23 protein-coding genes and 1 pseudogene are annotated in these 23,484 nt (G+C 39.7%); 18 read left to right on the forward strand and 6 right to left on the reverse strand.

The genetic code is table 11. From position 1 onward, the window contains the following. The first annotated feature begins 1 nt into the window (after position 1). Genes IV50_RS04315 through pgmB form a run of 3 tightly spaced genes read left to right on the forward strand, consistent with a single transcriptional unit; the run spans position 2 to position 4,537 of the window. Entirely contained in the window at positions 2-1,507 is a 1,506-nt protein-coding gene (locus IV50_RS04315) for a PTS transporter subunit EIIC (protein ID WP_057745588.1), read from the forward strand. An 11-nt stretch (positions 1,508-1,518) separates the two neighbouring features. Further along, positions 1,519-3,876 carry a glycoside hydrolase family 65 protein gene (locus tag IV50_RS04320; protein ID WP_057745590.1) on the forward strand — a complete coding sequence of 786 codons (2,358 nt, stop codon included), beginning with the start codon at positions 1,519-1,521 and terminating at the stop codon, positions 3,874-3,876. Between the two features lie 4 nt (positions 3,877-3,880). After that, positions 3,881-4,537, forward strand: coding sequence for a beta-phosphoglucomutase (gene pgmB, locus IV50_RS04325; protein WP_057745593.1), 657 nt, complete (start codon positions 3,881-3,883; stop codon positions 4,535-4,537). 35 nt (positions 4,538-4,572) lie between these two features. Here the strand turns inward: pgmB and IV50_RS04330 are convergent, their stop codons facing one another. Beyond that, a complete protein-coding gene (locus tag IV50_RS04330) occupies positions 4,573-5,682 on the reverse strand; it encodes a GGDEF domain-containing protein (protein WP_057745596.1) in 1,110 nt (369 codons plus the stop codon). Positions 5,683-5,961: 279 nt separating this feature from the next. On the opposite strand from IV50_RS04330, the gene IV50_RS07755 reads away from it, so the two are divergent. From IV50_RS07755 to IV50_RS04385, 12 genes and pseudogenes are all read left to right on the forward strand, one after another. Next, positions 5,962-6,333 (forward strand): glycosyltransferase family 2 protein, encoded by a 372-nt coding sequence (locus tag IV50_RS07755; protein ID WP_057745599.1) that lies wholly within the window; start codon positions 5,962-5,964, stop codon positions 6,331-6,333. A gap of 39 nt (positions 6,334-6,372) precedes the next feature. Next, positions 6,373-7,026, forward strand: a complete 654-nt coding sequence (locus tag IV50_RS07760) for a GtrA family protein (protein WP_141324833.1) — start codon at positions 6,373-6,375, stop codon at positions 7,024-7,026. A 176-nt stretch (positions 7,027-7,202) separates the two neighbouring features. After that, on the forward strand, positions 7,203-9,026 hold the full coding sequence (locus IV50_RS04345) for a glycosyltransferase family 2 protein (protein WP_236697697.1): 1,824 nt from the start codon (positions 7,203-7,205) through the stop codon (positions 9,024-9,026). Then, a complete protein-coding gene (locus tag IV50_RS07765; protein ID WP_057745607.1) occupies positions 9,023-10,147 on the forward strand; it encodes a hypothetical protein in 1,125 nt (374 codons plus the stop codon). The genes IV50_RS04345 and IV50_RS07765 overlap by 4 nt, the downstream gene beginning before the upstream one ends. Positions 10,148-10,215: 68 nt before the next feature. Beyond that, a complete protein-coding gene (locus tag IV50_RS07770) occupies positions 10,216-10,896 on the forward strand; it encodes a hypothetical protein (protein ID WP_141324835.1) in 681 nt (226 codons plus the stop codon). A 137-nt stretch (positions 10,897-11,033) separates the two neighbouring features. Then, positions 11,034-11,900, forward strand: coding sequence for an NAD(P)H-binding protein (locus IV50_RS04360; RefSeq protein WP_057745613.1), 867 nt, complete (start codon positions 11,034-11,036; stop codon positions 11,898-11,900). Positions 11,901-12,106: 206 nt separating this feature from the next. Continuing rightward, the gene (locus tag IV50_RS04365; protein ID WP_057745615.1) at positions 12,107-12,328 is read left to right on the forward strand and encodes a hypothetical protein; all 222 of its coding nucleotides are present in this window, start codon (positions 12,107-12,109) and stop codon (positions 12,326-12,328) included. Continuing rightward, the gene (locus IV50_RS07840; protein ID WP_156405015.1) at positions 12,328-12,474 is read left to right on the forward strand and encodes a hypothetical protein; all 147 of its coding nucleotides are present in this window, start codon (positions 12,328-12,330) and stop codon (positions 12,472-12,474) included. Before IV50_RS04365 ends, IV50_RS07840 begins: the two co-directional genes overlap by 1 nt. A gap of 91 nt (positions 12,475-12,565) precedes the next feature. Next, positions 12,566-13,459 (forward strand): annotated as a pseudogene (locus IV50_RS04370) (3-hydroxyacyl-CoA dehydrogenase). A 159-nt stretch (positions 13,460-13,618) separates the two neighbouring features. Further along, positions 13,619-14,275 carry a phosphatase PAP2 family protein gene (locus IV50_RS04375; protein WP_057745618.1) on the forward strand — a complete coding sequence of 219 codons (657 nt, stop codon included), beginning with the start codon at positions 13,619-13,621 and terminating at the stop codon, positions 14,273-14,275. A 38-nt stretch (positions 14,276-14,313) separates the two neighbouring features. Further along, positions 14,314-14,976, forward strand: coding sequence for a VTT domain-containing protein (locus IV50_RS04380; RefSeq protein WP_057745621.1), 663 nt, complete (start codon positions 14,314-14,316; stop codon positions 14,974-14,976). A 143-nt stretch (positions 14,977-15,119) separates the two neighbouring features. Beyond that, positions 15,120-15,554 carry a GNAT family N-acetyltransferase gene (locus tag IV50_RS04385; RefSeq protein ID WP_057745624.1) on the forward strand — a complete coding sequence of 145 codons (435 nt, stop codon included), beginning with the start codon at positions 15,120-15,122 and terminating at the stop codon, positions 15,552-15,554. A gap of 81 nt (positions 15,555-15,635) precedes the next feature. Here IV50_RS04385 and trhA read toward each other — a convergent pair whose 3' ends face one another. The 4 genes from trhA to IV50_RS04405 all read right to left on the reverse strand — a co-directional run bounded on the left by trhA (position 15,636) and on the right by IV50_RS04405 (position 20,188). Continuing rightward, positions 15,636-16,289, reverse strand: coding sequence for a PAQR family membrane homeostasis protein TrhA (trhA, locus tag IV50_RS04390; protein WP_057745626.1), 654 nt, complete (start codon positions 16,287-16,289; stop codon positions 15,636-15,638). 222 nt (positions 16,290-16,511) lie between these two features. Continuing rightward, on the reverse strand, positions 16,512-17,330 hold the full coding sequence (locus IV50_RS04395) for a TraX family protein (RefSeq protein WP_057745629.1): 819 nt from the start codon (positions 17,328-17,330) through the stop codon (positions 16,512-16,514). A 112-nt stretch (positions 17,331-17,442) separates the two neighbouring features. Then, positions 17,443-18,771 carry a hypothetical protein gene (locus IV50_RS04400; protein WP_057745631.1) on the reverse strand — a complete coding sequence of 443 codons (1,329 nt, stop codon included), beginning with the start codon at positions 18,769-18,771 and terminating at the stop codon, positions 17,443-17,445. Positions 18,772-18,880: 109 nt separating this feature from the next. Then, entirely contained in the window at positions 18,881-20,188 is a 1,308-nt protein-coding gene (locus IV50_RS04405; RefSeq protein WP_057745634.1) for a DUF1254 domain-containing protein, read from the reverse strand. Positions 20,189-20,452: 264 nt separating this feature from the next. Here IV50_RS04405 and IV50_RS04410 point away from each other — a divergent pair, with 264 nt between their 5' ends. From IV50_RS04410 to IV50_RS04420, 3 genes are all read left to right on the forward strand, one after another. Next, positions 20,453-20,830, forward strand: a complete 378-nt coding sequence (locus IV50_RS04410; protein ID WP_057745637.1) for a hypothetical protein — start codon at positions 20,453-20,455, stop codon at positions 20,828-20,830. Between the two features lie 25 nt (positions 20,831-20,855). Next, positions 20,856-21,641, forward strand: a complete 786-nt coding sequence (locus IV50_RS04415; RefSeq protein ID WP_057745641.1) for a glucose 1-dehydrogenase — start codon at positions 20,856-20,858, stop codon at positions 21,639-21,641. A gap of 248 nt (positions 21,642-21,889) precedes the next feature. Further along, positions 21,890-22,453, forward strand: coding sequence for a hypothetical protein (locus IV50_RS04420; RefSeq protein WP_057745644.1), 564 nt, complete (start codon positions 21,890-21,892; stop codon positions 22,451-22,453). A 286-nt stretch (positions 22,454-22,739) separates the two neighbouring features. On the opposite strand, the gene IV50_RS04425 is transcribed toward IV50_RS04420, so the two are convergent. Next, positions 22,740-23,378 carry a YczE/YyaS/YitT family protein gene (locus IV50_RS04425; RefSeq protein WP_057745647.1) on the reverse strand — a complete coding sequence of 213 codons (639 nt, stop codon included), beginning with the start codon at positions 23,376-23,378 and terminating at the stop codon, positions 22,740-22,742. Between the last annotated feature and the right edge of the window lie 106 nt (positions 23,379-23,484).

The raw sequence follows: 23,484 nt of genomic DNA on the forward strand, positions 1-23,484 counted from the left end.
AATGGGACAACATTATAAATCACTAGCCAGTGCCATCATCACTGGTGTTGGGGGACCAGATAATATTAATTCAGTGATTCACTGTATTACGCGTCTGCGCTTTTATTTAAAGGATGAAACTAAGGTAGACAAGACCAGTTTAGAAGGACTTGATGGGGTTGCTGGGGCAGTTTACAACAAACAACTTGGGCAGTATCAAGTCGTGATTGGACCAGCAGTCGAGGATGTCTATGATGAAGTCATACATCAGTTAGGTTCAAATTATGCGGGAGGAACAGATGAAACGGATCCAGAAATAGATGATGGTCAAGCCGTTCATCCACGACCCAAAACCATAATTGGCTGGATTAAGTATGCTTTTCAGCTTTTAATTGGGACAATCACTGGATCTATGATTCCAGTTATAGGATTGTTGGCAGCCTCAGGAATTCTCAAAGGATTTTTGACGCTCTTTACGCAAAATTTACATTGGATTAATCCAGAATCATCAACTTACATTATTTTGAATGCGATGGGTGACTCGGTCTTTTACTTCTTACCCATTCTGGTTGGATTTTGTGCTGCCCGTCAACTAAAGTCAGATCCAATTGTGGTTGCTACAATCGCGGGGGTCTTGGTTCATCCGTCAATCGCGGCGATTTGGGCGACACCAACTAAGGGGATGCCAACTTTGATGGGTGTTCCATTGAATGCTAACTTCTTCGGATTACCAATTCACATTCCACAGTATGCTTATTCAATCTTTCCAATTATTTTTGCGGCGTGGATGGCACGTCCAGTTGGGAAATGGCTTAAGAAGCACACACCACTCGCCTTACGTTCGATCTTTGTGCCGCTCTTTACCGTATTCATTGTGACAACAACGGTCTTAGTTGTAATGGGGCCAGCTATTTCGCTTGTATCTGCTGGATTAGCTGCAGCGATTAATTGGTTAGTGACACTAAATGAAGCGGTTGCTGGATTTATTATTGGTGGTTTCTATCAATGCTTGGTTATCTTTGGCCTACATTGGATGGTTATTCCAATTATTTCGAACGATATTGCTTCAACAGGTCATTCGGTTTTGAATGGATTAATTAATTTTACAATGATTGCACAAGGGGCAGGTGCCTTAGCAGTATGGGCTAAGACAAAGCATGAAGACTTGAAAGGGATTTCATTAGCTGGGGCCTTATCGGCTTTTGCGGGGGTCACTGAACCTGCTATGTACGGTGTCAATTTGAAATATGGTCGTGTCTTTTGGATGGCCAACATTGGTGGTGCAATTGGTGGTTTCCTGGCTGGATTGATGAAAATTGATATGTTTGGCTTTACGGGTTCATTAATTGGCTTTCCATCATTCTTTTCACCACACAATCCATTTAATATTTGGGCCTTTGTCATTGCCGCTACGGTGACATTAATCATTTCATTTGTTTGTGTCTATTTCTGGGGATTCTCAGATGCAGATATTCAAAAAGCAAAAGCAGCCGAGAAGAAGAACGTCTTTAAGGACGTCATCGAATAAGGGGAATAATTATGAATCACGCAAATTGGGAATTAGCTTATCATGATGTGACACAAGCAGCTAAATCATACGGAGAGGAAGCGCTCTTAGCCTTGGGTAATGGGTATCTGGGCTGGCGCGGGGCGCCAGTGTGGTCAACTTTTAGTGATAACCACTATCCGGCGTTATATGTAGCTGGTGTTTTTAATCAAACTAAAACGCCTGTCGCTGACCGAATTGTCGTTAATGAAGACCTAGTCAATTTACCAAATTCACAATTGATTCAGACTTGGATAAATAATCAAGCACTTGATGAGCATAATGTAACATCGCGGGAGAGTCACTTGTCTTTTAAGACCGGCGAACTGTTTGAGACGTTTACATTTGAGATTGCGGAAGGTCCAGTGACCATTAAAACAACTAAGCTAGTTGATCCAATCGACTGGCATCAAATTGGATTGACATTTGAATTAGAAGCTGGGTTTCCAGCGCAAGTAACATTGCGTAGTGTAATTGACGGCAGTGTGACGAATCAAAATGTGAAACGTTATCGTGATTTTGACGCACAAGAATTTGATGTGAGTGACATTGATGCGGCTAATCGACAAGTTTATGTCCAGACGCGTCAGTCAGGGATTAGGATTGGGATTGGGGCGGAAACACACGTCAGTCAACAAAATAAACTGGTTGCGGGGCTGGTCGAAGCAACTGAAAATCAGTTAGTGGAGCATTACGAGACTGATTTATTACCGAATGTGCCAATTTGCTTAACCAAAACGATTTCTATTGTGACAACACAAGAAGAATCACAACCAATTACTGATGCGTTGGCAGAGCTTATGGCAGAAACGAATTTTGATTTAATTCGGAAGCATAGTACCGCATATTGGAACGATATTTGGCAAACTTCCGATATTGAAGTAGTCGCTGATGATTCCCGGTTGCAACAGTTGATCCGATTAAATATCTTTCATTTGCGACAAGCCGCTCAGAGCAAGGCCAACGCACAATTAGATGCTTCTGTTGGATCACGTGGCCTTACTGGCGAGGGGTATCGTGGACATATTTTTTGGGACGAACTGTTCCTAGTGCCATATTATGCGGCAAATGATCCAAAAGCCGCCCGTGCATTAATCCAATACCGGATTCAAAGACTTGCGGGAGCGCAAGCTAATGCTGAGAAGGAAGGCGAGGCGGGAGCCATGTATCCTTGGCAGTCTGGATTATATGGCGACGAACAGGCCCAGGTCATCCACCTGAATACGGTTGATCAATCTTGGATTCCAGACAATTCCCGCTTGCAACGACATGTGAGTTTAGCCATTGCCTATGATTTGTGGGTATATACCCGTATGACTGGGGATGTTAGTCTACTTCAAAATGGTGGATTAACCATGGTACTTGAGATTGCTAAGTTCTGGCTAAATAAGGTAACGAAGGCAAATGATGGACGCTATGATCTCGCAGGGGTTATGGGACCAGATGAATTCCATGAGGCATATCCTGGGGCAACAGCAGCGGGTGTGCAGAACAATGCCTATACAAATGTGATGTTAGCTTGGCTTTTGAATTGGATACAAGAGTTGCAAACAGCTTTACCTGCCTTTGAGGCGATTGCCGCCAGCGCTAATTTTGACGACAAGTTATTGCAACGTGTTATTGCTGTGATGCATGGTCTTCGGTTGGAACGCAATGATGCGGGCGTTTTTGCCCAGTACGAAGGTTACTTTGATTTAAAGGAACTTGATTTCACCGCATACGCTGAAAAATATGGTGATATTCATCGCGTTGATCGGATTTTGAAGGCTGAAGGAAAGTCTCCAGATGATTATCAAGTTGCCAAGCAAGCAGATTCTTTGATGCTATTCTACAACTTTGATGCCGAATTAGTGGCAAATTTGATTGAACAACTTGGTTATCAGCTTGAACCGGATTGGTTAGCTGTTAATCAGAGTTATTACCTAGCGCGAACAGTGCATGGTTCCACAACATCCCGACCTGTCTTTGCGGGGATTGATGTCACTTTGGGATTATTAGATGAAGCAGAAAAATTGTTAGCGTATGCGATTCGTTCCGATGTGGACGACATTCAAGGTGGGACAACCGCCGAAGGAATTCATACAGGTGTGATAGGGGAAACGCTAGCAGTAATTCAAAACCGATTTGCTGGTGTTAATTTAATGAGCGACATACCAGAAATAACGCCTAAATTACCTGCTGCTTGGCAATCAGTGCACTTTAAGCAACAGTATCAAGGAATCGTATTAGATATTATCGAAACACATGATTGGATATCGGTTACTGCGGATGAGCAGTTACAGATAAGTGTGGATGGTGAGACGTATACGATAACAGATGGCGAACCGTTGGTTGTCACTTTAGGGGAGTAATGACATGGAATTCACAGATATTAAAGGAGTCGCTTTTGATTTAGATGGTGTATTAGCGGATACAGCTAAATTTCATACGCAAGCCTGGCGACAGTTGGCTGAGCGTTTAGGTGTAAAGTGGACACCACAGTTACAAGAAGATTTGAAGGGGATTGACCGGATGGGTTCGTTGACGTTGATTTTAAAGTCTGGAGGCTTGGAAAATCAATATACGTCTGATGAACAACGTGATTTAGCTGAACAGAAGAATGCTGCGTATAAAAAGCTGATTGAGACGTTGACACCGGTCGATATTTTACCAGGCATGCAAGCATTTTTAGATGAACTGAAGGAACATGATTATAAATTGAGTGTTGCATCGGCTTCGAAGAATGCGCCAGCCATTTTGGAGCGACTTGGCCTTTCAGATTATTTTGAGGGGATTGTAGATCCGGCAACATTGACCGCCGGTAAACCTGACCCAGAAATTTTTGAACGAGCTGCTGAAATATTACATCTTGATCCAACGCAGGTCATGGGACTTGAAGATTCAAAAGCAGGCATTGAATCAATTCGAGGGGCTCATGAATTAGCCATCGGGATTGGCGTTCCTGGAGATGTAACGTTTGATGCAACTTCGGATATTTCGCTCAACCAGATAAAAAATCATTTTGATAAATAAAAAAAGCCTCACTCAGTGTTTGCTGAGTGGGGCTTTTATGTTGCTGGTTCATCAAATGAAAAACGGTTACGTCCATTGGTCTTAGATTGAAATAAAAATAAATCTGCTTTTTCAAAGGCACGTAAAGTGTGGTAATTATGAAAAACGGTATGGCTGACACCTGCTGAATATGTAATCGGCGTTGGCAAGCTTAGCGAACTCTGGGCATAAAGTTTCTTTTGAAAACAGAATAGTACAGACTGAATGATCTGCTTATCAGCCATCAAATCACTCGTTTCAGATGTCACTAACAGAACAAACTCCTCACCACCGTAGCGATAAATGCGATATGGACGATCTGGAATCGTTTCCGCTAAGGTTTCTTGCAGGGTATTAGCAAAAAGTTTTAGCGCAAGATTACCATGTTGATGCCCGTACGTATCGTTAATGCTCTTAAATTTATCGATATCCATAATCACAATCCAAGCGTCACGATTAGCAATGGGCGCTTTTTGGAATAGGTCGGTTGTTAACTGCTGATAGTTATAAACATGCGTGAGTGCATCATGGGATTTGTCATAAAACAATTCGTTACGCAAACGTGTGCAAACGGCATTGATATAACAAATTAACCAACTTAAGAATAGATAGGCAACTAAAATGCAAATAAATACGCTCAATGATTTAGGCGTTAGAATATCTTTAAATTGGTAACTCTGCCAAAATTCTAATCCAGAAAAGAATATCGGTAGCAGGATGGCCAAGTATTTCTTGTTCTTAACACCAATCGTTAGGACGGCTAATACAATCATTAAGATGATTTCACTAATGAATAAGATACGTGCATCGTGATGTGGAATGGGCGCATAGCGTCCAATGTACAGTGCCATTAGCCAAGGATGGATTGATGCACAGAAGATGACTTTCCAAGGTGCGGTGTCCAAGCTAATAAAGAGTAGCGGTACAAAGTAAAGAATTAAACGGTCGACCAAATTGGCATCAAGAATCAGAATGATATAAGTAAAAACGATGTATAGAATAACTATAATGAATTTTGGGAAAAGTTGATCACTATAGATTAACATATTTTGATAAACATAAACTAGGGCGACTAATATACTGGTGATAAAAAACACCACGATTAGAAAACCCGCAAAAGTGTGCATGTAAAAGTCTCCTCTATGAATCATGACGCTTAGACCATTTATGATAAAATCGAATAAGCACGACAGCGTCCCTTAGTATATCGAGTTTGTGCTCATAACTCAAATTAACTGTACCAATAAAATATAAAACTATTGACTTAAGCTGGTTAAATATGGCGCATATCGCTTTTGTATGTTTACCATTAAAATTTTATATGTTAATATACATGCTTAGACAAATTGTTTCTAAGTTAGTTTGGGGGGAGCTAGCTTAGAAAAACACATTAGAGGGGGGTTTTTATGGGGGAATTTGGTGTGCTTATTCCGGCACTTAATCCAGATGAAAAATTGGGTCAGTTGATTGATGAACTGATTAGAGAACCAATTTTGAATGAAAATATTATTATTGTTGACGATGGATCAAGTCCAGAACATCAACATTACTTCAACGATATTCGAGCGCGTTACGCAGATGAGGTGGTTGTGCTGAAACACGAGCAGAACCAAGGTAAAGGCGCTGCTTTAAAATATGGATTGAGCTATTTTAGAGAATGGTATCCTCAGATTGAGGGCGTGATTACGTTAGATGCAGATGGCCAACATGCCATCTCAGATGTTTTAAAGTTAACGAAAGCCTTTAATGGCAAGGATTTAGTCATTGGAAGTCGATAATTTAGTAAAGATATTCCTTTCCGAAGTCGGTTTGGAAACGTGCTTACTAATAAACTGACCCATTTTTTCACAGGATTAGATATTTCAGATACACAGACCGGATTAAGAATTGTGCCAAGTATCTATGAGCCAGTGCTACAGACATTTCCCGAAAATCACTTTGAGTTTGAATTCAAGATGTTACTCAAAGCGAAAGATAGTGGTATTGAAATCAAAGAGGTCCCAATTCAAACCATCTACATCGATGATAATGCATCCTCACATTTCCGAGTCATTGCAGATTCAATTTCAATTTATGCACAATTTATGAAATTTATTTTTTCAGGAATTGTTTCTTTTTTGCTGGACATTAGTTTGTTTGCCATTTTTTTGCAACTCATGGGAACTGAAAGTTTGAGTAGTGTAATGTGGGCCACGATTGCTGCCAGATTAATTTCAGGTGTTGTGAATTATGGTTTGAATCGACAAGTCGTCTTTGAAAAACAGGGCGATAACACATTGATGAAGTATTGTATCTTAATGGTGGTCCAAATGGTGTGTTCAGGGGCTTTGACCTATTTGATTGCGCATACGATTAGTCAGTCTGGTAATGTTGCTCTTGCCACGGGTGCAAAGTTGATAGGGGATGGCATTCTTTGCTTACTGAGTTTTCAAGTGCAAAAGCACGTTGTCTTCAAACGGAGGTCAGCATGATCTCAACTAAGAAAAAATTGATGTATGTCTTATCGTGCGTCCTAACTATTTTATATTTAGTTTGGCGCGTTGGGTTTACGCTGCCATGGCATGCCTCGCTATGGTTAATTGTTTTTGCCATTATTTTGGTTGTCTGCGAGATAACCTCAAATTGTACAGCGTACCTAACCATCTTTTTGCGATTGCGCGTATCAAAACATCAGTTAACGCAACATCTTGATGACTTGGCATATCCGACAGGGATGCCTTTGCCTGACGTGGACATTTTGATTGTCACACATGATGAAGATGTCGCCTTGCTACGTAAAACAGTCAATGCAGCTGTGAAATTACGTTATGACAATTCAGCTGGTGTGACTGTTTGTATTGCTGACGATGGAAATCGACCTGAGGTAGCAGCGTTAGCCTCAGATTATGGTGTTAAATATGTCGGACTTTCAGGTAATACGGAAGCTAAGTCGGGGAATATTAATCATGCGTTGAAAACGTTAAAGGCGCCATTAGTGGCCATTTTCGATGCTGATATGATTCCATATTCAACCTTCCTTGATGCCAGTGTCCCACCTTTCTTACAAAATTGGGCGCAAATGCAAGAAGATCAAAACCAAAAACCACTGGGCTTTCTACAAACGCCACAAAGTTTTTATAATGCTGACATTTTCCAATATAATTTATTTTCTGAGAATATTGTTCCGAATGAACAAGATTATTTTTCTCGGGATATCAATGTTTTGAATAGTGCTAATGGAGCTGCCATTTTTACCGGATCAAATGCGTTATTTTTACGTGAAGCAATTGATGCCGTGGGCGGCTTTCCAACTGACACATTAACTGAAGATTTTGAGTTAGGTGCCCTAATTAATTTGCAAGGCTATGTGAGCTACTCTACTCAAGTGCCGCAGGCGAGTGGTTTATCGCCACTTGATTTGAAAGGTGTGATTACGCAACGCAAACGCTGGGCTCGAGGGGTGATGCAGTCATGTCGAAATTTGCGAATTTTTACTAACCGTCATTTTCCAGCTGTTAATCGCCTTATTTTAATTAATAGTTATTTATATTGGTGGTCATTTTTTAGAAGAGTTATTTTCATTATGGCGCCGATTCTATTTGCCTTATTCAATCAACCAGTCGTGATGGCTAATTTTTGGCTATTAATGTGTTTTTGGGCGCCAGGGTATTTCTTACAACATTGGGTTTTGGGTGATACATCAGGACCAATCCGTAATGAGCGATGGGGTGAGGTACAAGAAACCTTTTTTGCGCCATTTTTGGTGGTGCCTGTTTTACTTGAAAGTCTCGGAATCAAAGAGAAAAAATTCATTGTAACTGATAAGTCTAATAAAACATCGTGGCGTGATCGATTATATCTGCTCCCATATTTAATATTATGGGGGATGATTTTACTGGCATTGATTAAGTTCAATTACGGTAAATTCGGTTCAGAAATTTTGTACGGAAGTGTCATTACATTTTGGCTATTAACGCATTTTATTAACTTAACATTTTGTTTGTTTATCGCCAGTGGCCGACAATTGTTCCGTTCAACTGAACGCTTTTCACGAAGTTTGTCTGGTGTTGTTCAGCTTGGACGAGTGGACATCAACATTCAGACAATAGATCTTTCAGACACAGCGCTTAAATTTAAATTAGTTGATGTACAGACTTCACTCATTGGTGTTGGCGAAGATCATACGGTCACGTTGCAGGTGCCAAATGAAAAACCAATTATACTGCAAGGCACGATTTTGCGTGTATTTTCACTTGATGATGGCGTCTATGCGGTTATGCAACTACAAGAGCAAGATCAAACACCTGAGCAACTGAATGCTTATTTACGACTCGTCTATGATGGAGCCAATGCAAATCTGACGAGTGAACAAGATAAGTGGATTACGACGCTAGATGTATTGTGGCTGAATGTTATGCATCGTGTTGAGAATTGGCGGAAACGCATCAATCGTCGTTTAACTGAAAAAGTGAAACGAGGTAAATCATTATGAATATTTTCGGCATTTTAATGCTCCTTGGATCGTTACTGGGTTACGAACGAATGCTCCGCGTGTGTGGCATCTCGCCTTACCTGGCATGGATTACGGCTTTTTGGATTCAAACGGTTATTTTATATTTGTTTGGTATGTTGAATCAGCTCAACCTAGGGATTTACTGCGTTAACGGGCTGGGTTGGCTTTTATTGATTGGTTATATCATTCGGATTTTTGGCTTAAAGAAGGCGCCCTTACCCGTTGAAATCCATGCTTTTGATGTATGGATGATTGTCTTGGGTGGCCTGCTCGCCATTGGTATTTATCACAGTATCATGGTCCATTATGATAATTTTTCACATTGGGCGACAATAGTGAAATTTATGCATTTCACGGGACGCCTACCAACAAATGCCAGTCTAGATGGGGTTATTTCATTTACGTCATATCCCCCCGCGATGGGATTATTCATTAATTACGTAATACACTTTGTCGGATTTAGTGAATCCAATATGCTTTTAGCGCAGTTCTGCTATATTTGGGCTGCCGTGTACAGTGTTTTTGGTTTCATGCGCGATAAGACGCGCATGATGTTATCAGGATTGTTAGTTTTGGCCATCGCCATTACGATGATATTTAATGTCCAAATCCGATTTAATAATCTGTTGGTCGACTACGTGCTCGCGGCTGTGACTTTAGCTGGGCTAGCAGGCGTTTATGTTTACCGCCAGCAATACAGACAACAATTTATTCATGTCATTTTGGCTGTTGCTAATTTATTATTAATTAAAAATTCCGGGGCATTCTTTGCAGGTATTATCTTTGCTTATTACTTGTATATGCTCTTTAAAATTAATGGCATGTGGCACAAGCGCTGCCAACAGTGGCAAGTAATCTATCGCGTTGGTCTTAAAAATATGGCGCTATGGGTGTTGGCTATCATTGTAAGTGTAATGCCGTTTTACTGGTGGCAACAACATGTGAAACATACTTTTCCGGAATCAAAACATCAAATTGATACAGCTTCATATGGGCAACAGCTATCGGGTGAGCACACGTCATATTTGATTGATATTGCCCAAAAGATGTTACATGCGAATGCTGATTTAGGCACGCTATCAACGCAGGGCTGCTATTAATTAATGGCGTCTTACTTGCAACGTGGTTGGGAATGCGTTGGCTGGGCCTTAAAAACCGATTGTTAAAAATGACAATACTGTTCGATGGCTTATTCCTGCTTTATTATGTAAGCATCTATGGCATGTATATTTTATCAATGCCACGGGCTGAAGCCGTTGTCTTAGCGGGATTCGAACGATATCTCTCAACAATGATTATTCTGTTAATCCTCTTAAGTGCAGCTACCTTAGTCATTACCTTAGATGAGCATTTTAAAGAACAGGATTTTAACAAACGTGATTTAAGGTCGTTTAGTTCGTTACCTGCCAAAAAGTGTTATCAATATGCTGGAATGTTTTTCTTCACATTTTCAGTCATTGGTGTGAATTCAGAAATCGGTGGTATGCATTTTAACGACCGCCTGAATGAACATGCGCTGCCACAGTTATTAAAGCAGGTGACACCTGAAATTAATCAATTGAACGATCAACGGATACTGTTAGTTGATGCAGATCAGGATGACGTGAATTCATATTATGCCGATTTTGTGGCAAGATACTATTTCTTCACTGAAAATGCTGATGCTAAAGAAGCTTTCAATGTTTCACCAGATCAGTTTAAAGATATTAATAGTCAATATGAATACATGGTGATGCCTAAGCCACACCAAACTTATCAAAAACTAGCTCAAAAGACATACCGTGAAAACATTACCACCGGAACCTATCAAGTTTCCGAAAATGATTTGAAGCGTAAGACTTTACCATAAACATCAGCTAAGTGTTAAAACAACACTTAGCTTTTTTAATGCGCTAATGACTGTTAAAAATACTCGCGATTTAGTTACTGAATGAATTTAGTGATATAATGTATTAAAAGTAAGCAAATACGAAAGAGGGTATATCAATGAAATTTGCTGTTACAGGCGCAACAGGTCGTTTTGGAAGTCAAGCTGTAAAAATGTTGCAGGAACAATTGACAGATCATGATCAAGTCATTGCCTTAGCTCGAAACGTTGAAAAAGCCGAAGCGATGTTTGGAGCAGGGGTTGAAGTGCGACCGGGATCATATGATTCAGTGGATACTTTAACGAAATCAATGCAGGGCGTGGATAAATTATTATTTATTTCATCGCAACCCAATGCTGATTTTCCACGATTGGACCAACACAAAAACATTTTGAGCGCTGCACAAAATGCGGAAGTTCAGTTTATTGTGTATACTAGTTTCCCACATGCTGATAAAGTTGATAACCCACTTTCAGGTGATCACAAGGCAACTGAAGCTTTAATTCGTGAAACGGGTATTGCGCATACGTTTGCACGAAATAATTGGTATCTTGAAAATGAAATGCCGCTTATCAATAAAGTGGTCAATGATGGTCAGGCCATTTATTCAGCCGATAGCGGTAAAGTAGGCTGGGCGCTCGAAGTTGAATATGTTCGAGCTGCAGTGAAGTTATTGCAAATGGATAATCCAAAAGAAATCTACGAATTTTCTGGTCGTGCCCATACCTTTGAAGAGCTTGCGGAAACTGTGGCACGTGTGACAAGCAATACGCTCGAGATTGAACAAGTTTCAGATGCTGACTATAAGCAGAGCTTATTGAATGATGGGTTCGGCGAGTCAACGGCAGACTTATTTGTGGTTTTCCAACAATTAATCCGTAACGGTGACTTAGCAAATGTACGTAACGATTTATACGAAGTTTTAGATGATGATGTACCTAATTTTGAAGAGGGCGTCAAGACGGTTCTTGGCGTTGAATCATAAGTGGACGAAGACAATAAGAGGCCTGGGCTAATGTGCGCATTAGTGCGGTCTTTTTTATTATTTAACGCAATTTAATAGATGTTATATATATTTAGATATAACTAGTTGTGATTTCCACCTTTTTTATTTTACAGAGGATTACATTTGTGTTAAGATAGTGTTAACAACCAGGGCGGTTGGAACTATATTTTTTCGGAGGACTTATGATGGCAACGATGCGAGATGGATTAAAAGCAAACCGCGAAGCGGCTGAAGAAGCAAAAGCTAAGCAAATTGATGAAGCTTTAACAGATGCAGCCGAGTCAAAAGCAACCGATGCAGATGAAGAATATTATAAGCACGAAGAAGAATATTATAAGCACGAAGAAGAACATTATAGTAAAGCGGGCTGGGTTAACGAAAAGAAAGCTGAAGAAGGTGAGCGATAATGGAAGAGCGACACGAATTTGAAGCTGCCGATGCACGAGAAGTGGAAGATGAAAAGCGTAAAACTGAACGCTTAGAGAAACAAGCACGGTTTACAGAATCAGCACACGAAACGCGTGAAGCTGAGTCTGGCGAAAAGAAAATTTAAGTAAAATCGTGAATTAGATATCCGTTTTTTTTGAAAGGGTCTCAAAACACGACAATAGTAGTGTGATTTGTGGGTATTCAAAAAAGGAGAAATGAAAATGAAGAATGTTTTAGTAGCAGGTGGTGGAACCTTAGGTAGTCAAATCGCTTATCAGAGTGCTTATTTTGGTAAGCAAGTAACGGTTTATGATGTTAGTGATGCAGCGATTACTGCAGCCGAAAAGAAGATTGATGGTTGGGCTGCCAGTTATCGTACAGATATGCATGCTACTGACGATCAGATCAATGCGGCTCATGCTAATTTGACTTTTTCAACTGATTTAGCCGAAGCGGTTAACGGTAAGGACATTGTGATTGAAGCTGTGCCAGAAAACTTAGACATCAAGAAGAGTTTCTATAAGGAGTTATCAGCGGTAGCTGCGCCCGAAACAATTTTTGCTTCAAACTCATCAACGATGACGACTTCTGAGTTGAATGGATTTACCGACCGACCTGATAAGTTTTTGAATTTGCATTTTGCTAACCAAATTTGGGTGCAAAATACAGCCGAAATCATGGTCTCAGATAAGACGGATCCTGATGTTGAAAAGGCAGTTGTCGCATTTGCCCGTGAAATCGGGATGGTGCCAATTGTCATGCAGAAAGAACAACATGGTTATGTGTTGAACGCGTTATTGGGACCTTTCACGAATGCCGCTTTGGCTCTATGAGGTAACGGTGTGGCTGATCCGCAAACAATTGACAAGACATGGATGATTGCTACTGGAGCACCACGTGGGGCTTTTGCTATCATGGATGAAATTGGGTTACCAAGTTTGCACACAATTCTTTCGAATGGACGTACAGATGATGTGCCGGATGGCTTTGATGCAGGATTAGACAAAATCCAACAGATGGTTGATGAAGGCTATAAGGGCCAAGAAAACGGTAAGGGATTTTATAACTATCCTAATCCAGCCTATGAGTCAAAAGATTTCTTGAAGTAATAACATTTAAAAAAATCGTATTCCGTTAATCGGGATGCGTTTTTTTGTGTTTTTGAAACGGGTTTGGCTTAATAAAATGCCGGCGGCTCAACGGTTTAGCGTGTTTTAAGTTAGTAGAGCTATAACTAAAATAAATAAAAAAAGAAGTTGGGACACTGTATGTCAAATGAAGTTCAAAACAAACCTACGCACAGATTATATATTGGAGCAGGAATATTTTTTATACTGTTTTTAATGCTTGGTAGCATGGTGGTCTTACATGGGGAAATCATCAATGAGTTTGATCACGCAATTTTCAATTTTCTAAATCCTGCGGAAATGCCTTTTTTAACGATGTTTATGAATGGTATATCGGACTTGGGTAGTCCAGCATTTAATACGGTATTAGCGATGTTAATTGTGGTTGTGTTATCGCTTTTTCGTCACTTTAGGTTAGGAATATTCATTTTTATGACTTTTTTTGGTGGAAGTGCGTTAGCGCTTTTATTTAAAGTATTGGTTCAACGACCACGGCCATCTGGAAAACTTGTGATTGATTCTGGTTATAGTTTTCCGAGTGGACATGTGTTTACAACGAGTATGATTGCTTTCGCGTTAGCACTAATCATCTATAAGAAAAGTCAGTCAGTATTAGTACATGATGTAACCTATGTGTTAGCAGGTTTATGGGTCATGACGGTTGCAATTTCCCGAGTCTTTTTACGAGACCACTACCCATCTGACGTTTTAGGGAGTATGCTATTAGCATGTGCCGTAATTTGTTTTGCACTTGGTCTTTTTCGCCAAGTCATGAAAAATATGGGGCGAACAAGTTAAATCCATTGTAGGAAAAAAGGAAATGGGAAACGTTTGAAATGAATACAGTTTCGACAGTTATAGATGTCTTTTTACATCTTGATAAGCATTTAGACCACTGGGTGAATATTTTAGGACCTTGGTCGTACGCATTGATTTTTGCAGTCATCTTTTTTGAAACAGGATCGGTTATCTTTCCGTTCTTACCTGGTGATTCACTACTTTTTGCAGCTGGAGCAGTAGCGGCTTTGCCGAAAAATATGTTGAATCCTTTTATTTTGATTGCGATTGTTTGGATTGCGGTTATTTTAGGTGATACGCTAAACTTCTTCATTGGTCGTCGTATTGGTTTGCCGTTGGTGCATAGTAAGGTATTGGGGCATTTTATTTCTCAAAAGAATTTGGATGATGCCAATCATTTCTTTGAAAAGTATGGTGCTTTTGCAATTATTTTGGCGCGTTTTATGCCCATTATTCGGACACTATCGCCCTTTACAGCAGCGCTATCCGGTTATCCATATAAGAAATTCATCATGTTGGATATGATTGCGGCAGCACTGTGGACTTTGGTATGTATTCCAGCCGGTTATTTTTTCGGACGTATTCCATTTATTCAACAACATTTTTCTCTCGTGATTTTTGGTATCCTGTTCATCTCTGTTTTGCCAGCAGTTATTACAGGGATTAAGTCATACCTTACGAATAAAAAGAATGCAGCTTAGTGTAAGCTGTAAAATAACAGATGATTTATTGAACCTGATTTGTTAGTGTAGACTGACAGGTCGGGTTTTTAAAATTAATTTGTTAAAAAATGAAGTATAACAGCATGTTCAATAACATGTGCTTTTAGAGAACGGAGGTAGTTATGGATAAAGTTGATATTAAAAAGCAAACCGGTCTTGGTGAATTGGCAGATGATGCTTTAATGATTCGAGATGCTGTTTTTATTGCTGAACAAAGGGTTCAAGAACAGCGCGAGCATGATGATGAAGATCAAAATAGAATCCATTATGTAGGCTATTTGGCCGATAAGCCGGTAACAACGGCTAGAGTGCAGGTGCAAGGAGATAATTGGCATATTGAACGTGTCGCAACCCTTAGTCACGCACGTGGGCGTGGATTAGCGCAGCAACTTATGCAACAAATTATGACAGATGCTAGACTTCAGTCGGCGAGGTCGATGGATCTTAATGCTCAGGTAACTGCAAAACCCTTTTACGACAAGTTGGGGTTCACGCAACGTGGGGATGTCTTTCTGGATGCTGGGATGAATCATGTAAACATGCAACGAGAATTATAGTTGCGTGTTACATGTAGACCTCTAAATGGTTTTATTTAAAACAAAAACACCACTTGTTCTTTTGAACGAGTGGTGTTTTTTCTAGAAAAGCATGTCATAGATAGAGATGTACATTAGGGTAGCGGCAATCAAAACAAAAATATGCCAGTAAACATGGGCATACGGAATTTTGGGTAGGAGATAGAAAATAGCGCCAATCGTATAAACTATGCCACCGGCAAGAAGTAGGATAAATGAGGTTGGGGAAAGTGCGGCATATACCATCGGAAAGACCAAAACGACCAGCCAACCCATGCAGACATAAATAATAACGGAAAGCCATGGCCAACGACCAACAAAAAATAAATCATAAATGAGTCCGAGGACTGTACACCCAGCAATTGTAAACCAAATTGGCCAACCGATATTAGGTGGTAAAAATAGCCAAGTATACGGGGTGTAACTTCCTAAAATAATGAAGTAAATACCGGAATGATCAAAAAATTGGAAAAGCTTACCGGCTTTGGTAAAAACAAGGGCGTGGAAGAGCGTTGAGGCGAGTAGAAAGCCAATCATCGAAATCGCATAAATAGAGAGAGCTGTTAATGTGAGCGATGACAGATGATGTTGCCATGCTTTTACGAGTAATAATGTAGCACCGATGATTGCAGCTAGGGCCCCCAGTGCATGTGTGATGGTGTTTAACATTTCATATTTGATAAGGTAGTGTCTGTTTGACGGTGTTAGGCTTGGCATATTAGACCTCTCTTTAATTATCATTAGTGTTATACAAGATAATGTTAAACCTTTCATCTAGTTTTGTAAACCAGATGAACTTGAGATTATTAAATAAATCATCATTGACAAACTTTGAAAGTAGGTATGCGCAATTGGTGATAGTTTAGATGAAAGCGTACAAATTTTGTTTGTTATATCGGTAAGCAAAAAGACCACCACTACTGAAGTGATGGTCTTTTTTTAGAAAATGTGGATTAAATCATAAATGATATAGATGACAGTTAAGTGAGCTGGGTAGAAGTAGTAAAAGAAGTTTTTATCCCACTGGGAACCATTTCCGCCACGCTTCCCATTATATAGGCCAAGCAAGGGAACCGCGATAACCATCATGAATTCAGATGAAAAGGTCAAGTAACTGAACAGGCTTTCATTTGGTACCTGCATTTGATAGTAGTTGAAAATAGATTTTGCCAAAAGAATAACTGAAAACAGTAGGATAAATGATAAGACCCATTTCTTCTGGTTGTGAGAAAAGTAGCAGACCAGAACGATTGGCAGTAGATAAATGCCACCTTCAACCATCAAAGTGACCAACATCAAAAGCGAGATGGGCAGTGCCAACATGATTTTAGTCTTTATGTGAGTTTGATGACGTAGCATTTCAATCAACCAAATGACTGAAAACATCAAGGCCAGGGTTATGAAAATATTGTGACCGCTTAGAAATAGTAAAAAGAAGCTGAATTTATGGGTGAAAGTATCAAACGCAGCCCCAGTGATCCAATTTTGAATGGTATTAATGACGAGCATAACGCTTGCACCAAGTATTAAGCGTTCCAAGTATTTACGACGGCTATGTGTGTAGAAGAAGCCTTCTACAAGTAAGAAAGTAAAAACTGGTGCGACGAAACGCCCTAAAAAACTAAACCAGTCGGGAGTCACCTCGGGGAAGTAACTATTGATATGGTCAATTAGCATAAAGAACGCGGCGATAAATTTTAATTGTGTGCCATTTAATGTGAAACCTGACAGGGGCTTGTTGGTTGCATGTGTATCCATAAGTGCTATCCTTTATAAGTTATTATATACAAAATAGTATTATAGATAATAAAAGTAGCGCCGTCAACAAGAAAGAATCAGTTTTGGCGTTTTTGATCAAGCGATTTAAAGATTACGCTGATTGGCTAATTGCTTTTAATATAGCAATAGCGGTATCAATCTGAGCTCGCATTAATTGCATATCAGGTTGTGTAAAGGGTAGTGGCTCAAGGAATAGCCATTCAGGCATTGTAATCATCGCCATATTTGGAATACCGCGTTTATAAATTGGCATGCCTTCGCCAAAATAGGCTGCCTGAGTTGGATCAAGGTAGGTGATATCATCGATGTCATCGCAGGTAGTTATCATCTTTTCTAAAAGATGACTGGTCTCATTATCAGTATTTAGGTAAGCATAGTTTTCTTGTGGAGTGGATGACTGCACAAACTGATGGGTTTGATTATCGTAATAGTGTAAACAGCCGAGATGTTCCAATGTTAATGCAAATTTTGCTTTAAGGTGTGGTCCTTGCCCATCCCATAGTTCGGGGAACTTATCTAACCAACGCCCAGTTGCTTTTGCGTTGTCCGGTCCCATTTGGCGTTGTTGAAAGTGTCCGCTAACGAACGCGACAATCAGGGTTTGAGGAAATGTTGTTCGTGAGTCCTTTAGATATTTGAGAATGGTGAGCAGGGCGATTGGACCGTTTTCCTCAATGGCATTGGGGCCATCGGTATGTGTCGTGAGCAGAAGAGATTCGTGGTTATCTGGATTAGTGCCAGGTATTTTAACGAAAAAACTTTCTGTTTCGGTATTCTCAACATAGTTTCCGACTAGTGTTAAGGTGACAGGGGTTTTTGAATCCGCCATTTCTCGAAGGGTATCAATTTGTGCCGCATTAGTCCACACCGCAGGGATGTCCATAAATTCATTCTGGAAAGGTAGGATCTCTTTGCCTGATAATTCTGGACTTAGGTTCTCCCAGACGAAAATAGCGCCGACGGCACCTTTCGTTTTAGCTGCTGCTAAAGCATTTATGGCTATGGCTGAAATATTCATAGGGTGCATAATTTCTTCAGAATTGAATGTTGCAGTGCCTACTTTTGAAATATCCATAATGAATACCGGGATTTTACCTCTAACATCTTGTGAGACATTAGTATCAGCAAAAATAAGTGGAGCCGTAATGCCCGTATCCGAAGTTAATCCAGAATATGGGAAGTATGATGAAAGTGGGATTTCTTGGTTAACAGACCTGACACTATATGCGGTTGCTTCCCAAAAATTTAAATAGTGAACATCAGAGGTGATTGCATAGTCTAACTTTTGAATTTCCTCTTTTAACCAATTAATTGACTCTTTATGAGTTGAGTTGGCCGTAAGACGTGGGCCGTAATCATTTAGGTGAGACTGCCATTGATTTAACTGTTTATTTAATGTAGGAAAGTTTGCGATTGTCATAATTACACCTAACTTTATTATTTTTATTGTAATTATATTATATCAAATAAGTGCGCATACTTATGGCGTATAAAAAAACACGCTCATTATGAGCGTGTTCAAAAGATGCTTAAATTTTCTTGATGGCAGGGAAATGGTAAGTGCCATTAATAACATCTTCAGTTGGCAAGTATACGCGAAGTACGGGACGGAAATCGGCATCTGGTGATGGTAACCAATTTGCGTCATCTTGGGGTTCCTTGTGAGAGATGCGGATTGTAAGTCCACCATCTTCGTCGTACTTAATGCCCTTAGTGCGATCACCAATTGAATATCGATCAATTGGGTTTTCAACAAGGGTAAATCCAGTCGTATTGTACATTGTCACTGACCAAAAAGCATTTGTTGGTGGTGTTTGTTCGAAGTGAACTTCGTAATCGTGACTTCCGTTTAATTGCTTATTATCTGAATCAACGTAAATTGGCAGATAAACTGCTTCAAATCCTTGGTTTCCCCAAAGGCCACCCAAAGCAGCAGCACGAATAAAGTTAGCTTGTACCAATTCCTTTTCATTGCTATGTGGTAATTTCCACTCATCGGTATCTAGTGATCCGAGTTCAAAGTAGTCGAAATTATAATCGAAAACATGAAAATCTTTTTGCCATCCATTTTCGACAGGGAACGGTACATTTTCAAGGAGATGCTTAATTTGTTGTTGTCCAGTCTTAGGCGCGGCAAGCAAGGCTTGTTTGGCGTCGTCTGAAATGTTACCATCAAAAATACCGAGCGTGCTATACTTATCAATCAAGGGTTGGTAACGTTGGGCATAATGGCTTTCATTGAAGTATGCTTTGAACTTGTTCCAAAAAATCATGTCATTGTCGCCAGTTGCAGTAGGAATGCCAGCTGGCTTGGCTTCCTTATTCATTTGGTATAGGTGAAGATTTGCCTGTAAAGCTTTCACATTTTGAAGGTCTGCTTCATCTGTAACAGCGATACGACCAACAATTTCCATGAAGAGTGTTGGCGCAGTAATTTGTGTATACCCCTCAGGTAATTCCCCCTCGTAATCAGCAGAGGTAATAACAAATTTTCCACCATTACCACCAATTGAGCGTTGACCAATGTATGCAAAGTTGTTGGTCCAGGCATCAACAAATTGAAAAACATAGTATCGATCGCCCATATCTGGGATTTCTAATAGGACAGGACCAGCGCTCAAATCAAGTTGAGCGTTGTTATACACAGTATCATTGTTTGTTGTCACGAACTTGTCGCTTGCATCAGTTAATTTTTGTCCATAACTAAATTGGTTGTAAGGAACGGCAGGTAATACACCAAATCCTTCTTCAACTGATTTCTTCATTTGGTCTAGGTTATAGACCAAAGGAACAGCAAAAATGTACGCTTCTGCGGCTAAATCTTGTAGATTACTCATTTCATCATACCTCCGATAGTGTGGCTACTTCTGTTGACTAATTGTAACACTCCTACAGATGGTAGCAAATATTTTGGGATGGTAAATGGCAAAACGCTGTGAGTCTACGTAATTTTAAAGGTCACGTGTTTCCTTGGTACATAGCGATTTGTGGTTGTTTATGAATGTAATATTAAAGCATTTATATAAAATCGTTTCATATAACACGTTTGCAATATTAGTAATATTCGTGATATATTAAAGATAAGCAAATGCAGGAAGTATTTGTCGGGAAATGAAAATTTGAATTCGGAGGGTACTATTCATGAAACCTTACTATTAGTTGGTAAGGAAAATGCAACGACACTTTTGACGAAGTACTATGGTGATGCAATGCCTGAAAAGTCTGAGCATCGGGGTCGCGCTCGTAAGGCATTTGAAGCACTTGAACAGGTTCCAGACTATTCACTAGTCCTAGTCTATGAAGACGAAAACGGTGCAATTCAAGTTCTTGTCAAAAACATCACTGAAAAATTTGATAAGTTGATTAAGACATCATTTTCAAGTAATTCAAATGATTTTATCAATAACTTGCTCAATGTTGGTAAGTTAGTTGATCCAGAGAATGAAGACATCTACGAAGCATTTAAAATTGAAGCCTAATTTATAAATAATAGGAGAGTATTGTATGTATACTGATTTACAAGGAAAGACTGCCGTCGTTACTGGCGGAACTACTGGTTTGGGACTTGCAATTGTTACACGTTACCTTGAAGAAGGTATGAATGTTGTGGCTGATTACATTGGTGAACTTAAAGTTACCGATGATTTGAAGGCTATTCAAGATAAGTTTGGTAACAAGTTGGTAACTTTCCAAGCAGACGTTTCAAACGAAGAACAAGTAGCAGCTTTAGCTAAGGCTGCTACAGATAACTTTTCATCAATTGATGTTTGGGTCAACAATGCTGGGATTGAGAAGCCTTTCCCAACAGCAGATATGCCATACGACGAATGGCAAAAGGTTATTGATGTTAACTTAGGTGGTGTTTTCTTGGGTACGCGTGCAGCACTTCGCGACTTCGAGAAGAACTTCAAGAAGGGTAGCATCATTAACATGTCATCTGTTCACCAACAAATTCCTTGGTCAACGTTTGCCCACTATGCTGCTTCAAAGGGTGGAACTAAGATGTTCACTGAAACAGTTGCATTGGAATACGCTGAAAAGGGTATCCGTGTAAACAACATTTGTCCAGGTGCCATTGATACACCAATCAATGCAGCGAAGTTCGCTGATCCTGTTCAAAAGATGCAAACACAAAGCATGGTACCAATGGGTGAAATTGGTAAGCCTGAATATGTTGCTGATGCAGCTGCATTCTTGGCTTCAGAACAAGCCCACTACATTACAGGTACTTCATTGGTTGTCGATGGTGGTATGGAATTGTACCCTGCCTTCCAACACGGTGCTGGCTAAAATTAAATTTAAACAAAAGACGCAACTTAGGTTGCGTCTTTTTTGTTCAATTGGACAGGTTGAACTAGTCTTTTTTGCACTCAATTAGTGCGATTGCAAAAGGGCTTCAAAAATGAATCGAAAGGGTGTATAATAAGACTTCATATATTATTAATACGTTATTGTTACACTTTTAGTTTTACAGAATTTAGCAATATTATATTTTTATATAAACGCGTTGTTGAAAGATGAAACTTGAAGAGGTATCTATGAATTTTGTTACAGTGTTAAATATTATCATTGCGGTGATTGCAGGAAGTGTTATTTTTATTACGCGTTCAATTGTATGGCATCGCGTTTTGAAAGTTAACCGCAATCCAATTCCAGAAATGACGCTCGTGACTTTTTTGAAAAAATATCACTTTGATTCTAAAGAACACTTTGATCGGGACACGTTAAATGAGTTCCTTAATGATATTAACGACAATGATTTTAACCATGTGCTAGATGAACTTACAGAACAAGCGAATATTGTCTTAGATCCGAAAGCCAGCGAGATTGAACAGGAAAAAAGATACAAGCAAATGGTGGAAAGCTTTAATATCATCAAAAAAAGATTTAAAAAATCAATGACTCGCGGGGAGTTATTCATTTTTGATCTGCGTCGGGTGGCCGTATTGACACTTGCGGTGGCGATGACAATGCTTTTTGCAAACTTTACATGGGCCCAACAGGATGGAGGAATGTTACCTTATCGTGGCCTTTGTCTCATCTTGTGTGGGTTTACATTGATTTGCTTAGGATTGTGTGGGTTGCCTTACTCTTTGCAATGATAAAGCATCTCATACGGTAAACATATAGTGGTTCGCAAAGATTTAATGATTGAATGTTATTTTAACGGCCATGACCAGCTGAGGGCACTTGGATTGAGCGTATTTTAGACCAATTTTGAACTGCTGGCACTTTAAGTGACGCTTTGATTATAAACGGTCACTGTCGCATTATTCGCCTAGAAATCTGTCATCATGATGAAAATTTGGGTTGTTGAACATGATAGATGTCAAAATGAATAATCAAAAAACAGGTTTGCAACATGTTGCAAACCTGTTTTTGTATGCTTTATTTTGTATGTGGGGCAATGTGTTTTTGATACAAATATGTTTTTTTGAGTAGGCGACGCCAAGTTGAAATGAAGATGCCATTACATGTGGCACAAACTAGCGTTCCAATCCCAATGGGACCGTGCAGGAAAAATGCCAAAATAGCGATAATAATATCTTGAGTTAAACGAACATAACGATATCGGATGTGACGGTTATCAGCGACAATCGGAGCGACACTATCATAAGGTGATTTACCCAAATCAGACAGCATTTCAAAGCTGGTACCAAGTGAAAACATTGCTACACCGATAATTAAAGCCAGACCCATCACCCAAAGGTTTTGTGATAGATGGAGTGGTTTGAGCAGTGGTGAAATGTATTGGATTAGAAAACCCGTTGAAACCATGCCAAGTAAGGTCCCAACGCCAATGTCTGATCGACGTTTTAGAAAAACAAAGAGCAAGAAAAAGCCATTAACCAGAATATGGATTAAACCAAGCTCGATATGAAAAGTTGATGAAAGCCCCAGGGTGAACGAAGTGAATGGATCGACACCGAGTTGGGCCTCACGTAAGATAGATGACCCCGTTGCGTGCACGGTTAATCCAATGATTAGGCATAACAAGCGATAGATGATACGGGTATTAAATTTCATATAAAAATGGAACCTTTCGATTATAGATGTTAGGGTTACTCAATCGAGTATACCTGTATTGTACTTGATATTGATTATATTGTATTGAATATAATTAATAAATACG

The organism is Weissella viridescens (assembly GCF_001437355.1).
In the GTDB taxonomy this organism is placed as follows: Bacteria; Bacillota; Bacilli; order Lactobacillales; family Lactobacillaceae; genus Weissella; species Weissella viridescens.

Coding starts and splice junctions, on each gene's coding strand:
- IV50_RS04365 (WP_057745615.1), top strand. CDS start 12,107: ATGGCAACGATGCGAGATGGATTAAAAGCAAACCGCGAAGCGGCTGAA.
- pgmB (WP_057745593.1), top strand. CDS start 3,881: ATGGAATTCACAGATATTAAAGGAGTCGCTTTTGATTTAGATGGTGTA.
- IV50_RS04360 (WP_057745613.1), top strand. CDS start 11,034: ATGAAATTTGCTGTTACAGGCGCAACAGGTCGTTTTGGAAGTCAAGCT.
- IV50_RS04420 (WP_057745644.1), top strand. CDS start 21,890: ATGAATTTTGTTACAGTGTTAAATATTATCATTGCGGTGATTGCAGGA.
- IV50_RS04375 (WP_057745618.1), top strand. CDS start 13,619: ATGTCAAATGAAGTTCAAAACAAACCTACGCACAGATTATATATTGGA.
- IV50_RS04400 (WP_057745631.1), bottom strand. CDS start 18,771: ATGACAATCGCAAACTTTCCTACATTAAATAAACAGTTAAATCAATGG.
- IV50_RS07755 (WP_057745599.1), top strand. CDS start 5,962: ATGGGGGAATTTGGTGTGCTTATTCCGGCACTTAATCCAGATGAAAAA.
- IV50_RS07765 (WP_057745607.1), top strand. CDS start 9,023: ATGAATATTTTCGGCATTTTAATGCTCCTTGGATCGTTACTGGGTTAC.
- IV50_RS04425 (WP_057745647.1), bottom strand. CDS start 23,378: ATGAAATTTAATACCCGTATCATCTATCGCTTGTTATGCCTAATCATT.
- IV50_RS04405 (WP_057745634.1), bottom strand. CDS start 20,188: ATGAGTAATCTACAAGATTTAGCCGCAGAAGCGTACATTTTTGCTGTT.
- IV50_RS04385 (WP_057745624.1), top strand. CDS start 15,120: ATGGATAAAGTTGATATTAAAAAGCAAACCGGTCTTGGTGAATTGGCA.
- IV50_RS07840 (WP_156405015.1), top strand. CDS start 12,328: ATGGAAGAGCGACACGAATTTGAAGCTGCCGATGCACGAGAAGTGGAA.
- IV50_RS04315 (WP_057745588.1), top strand. CDS start 2: ATGGGACAACATTATAAATCACTAGCCAGTGCCATCATCACTGGTGTT.
- IV50_RS04320 (WP_057745590.1), top strand. CDS start 1,519: ATGAATCACGCAAATTGGGAATTAGCTTATCATGATGTGACACAAGCA.
- IV50_RS04395 (WP_057745629.1), bottom strand. CDS start 17,330: ATGGATACACATGCAACCAACAAGCCCCTGTCAGGTTTCACATTAAAT.
- IV50_RS07770 (WP_141324835.1), top strand. CDS start 10,216: ATGACAATACTGTTCGATGGCTTATTCCTGCTTTATTATGTAAGCATC.
- IV50_RS04330 (WP_057745596.1), bottom strand. CDS start 5,682: ATGCACACTTTTGCGGGTTTTCTAATCGTGGTGTTTTTTATCACCAGT.
- IV50_RS04415 (WP_057745641.1), top strand. CDS start 20,856: ATGTATACTGATTTACAAGGAAAGACTGCCGTCGTTACTGGCGGAACT.
- trhA (WP_057745626.1), bottom strand. CDS start 16,289: ATGCCAAGCCTAACACCGTCAAACAGACACTACCTTATCAAATATGAA.
- IV50_RS04380 (WP_057745621.1), top strand. CDS start 14,314: ATGAATACAGTTTCGACAGTTATAGATGTCTTTTTACATCTTGATAAG.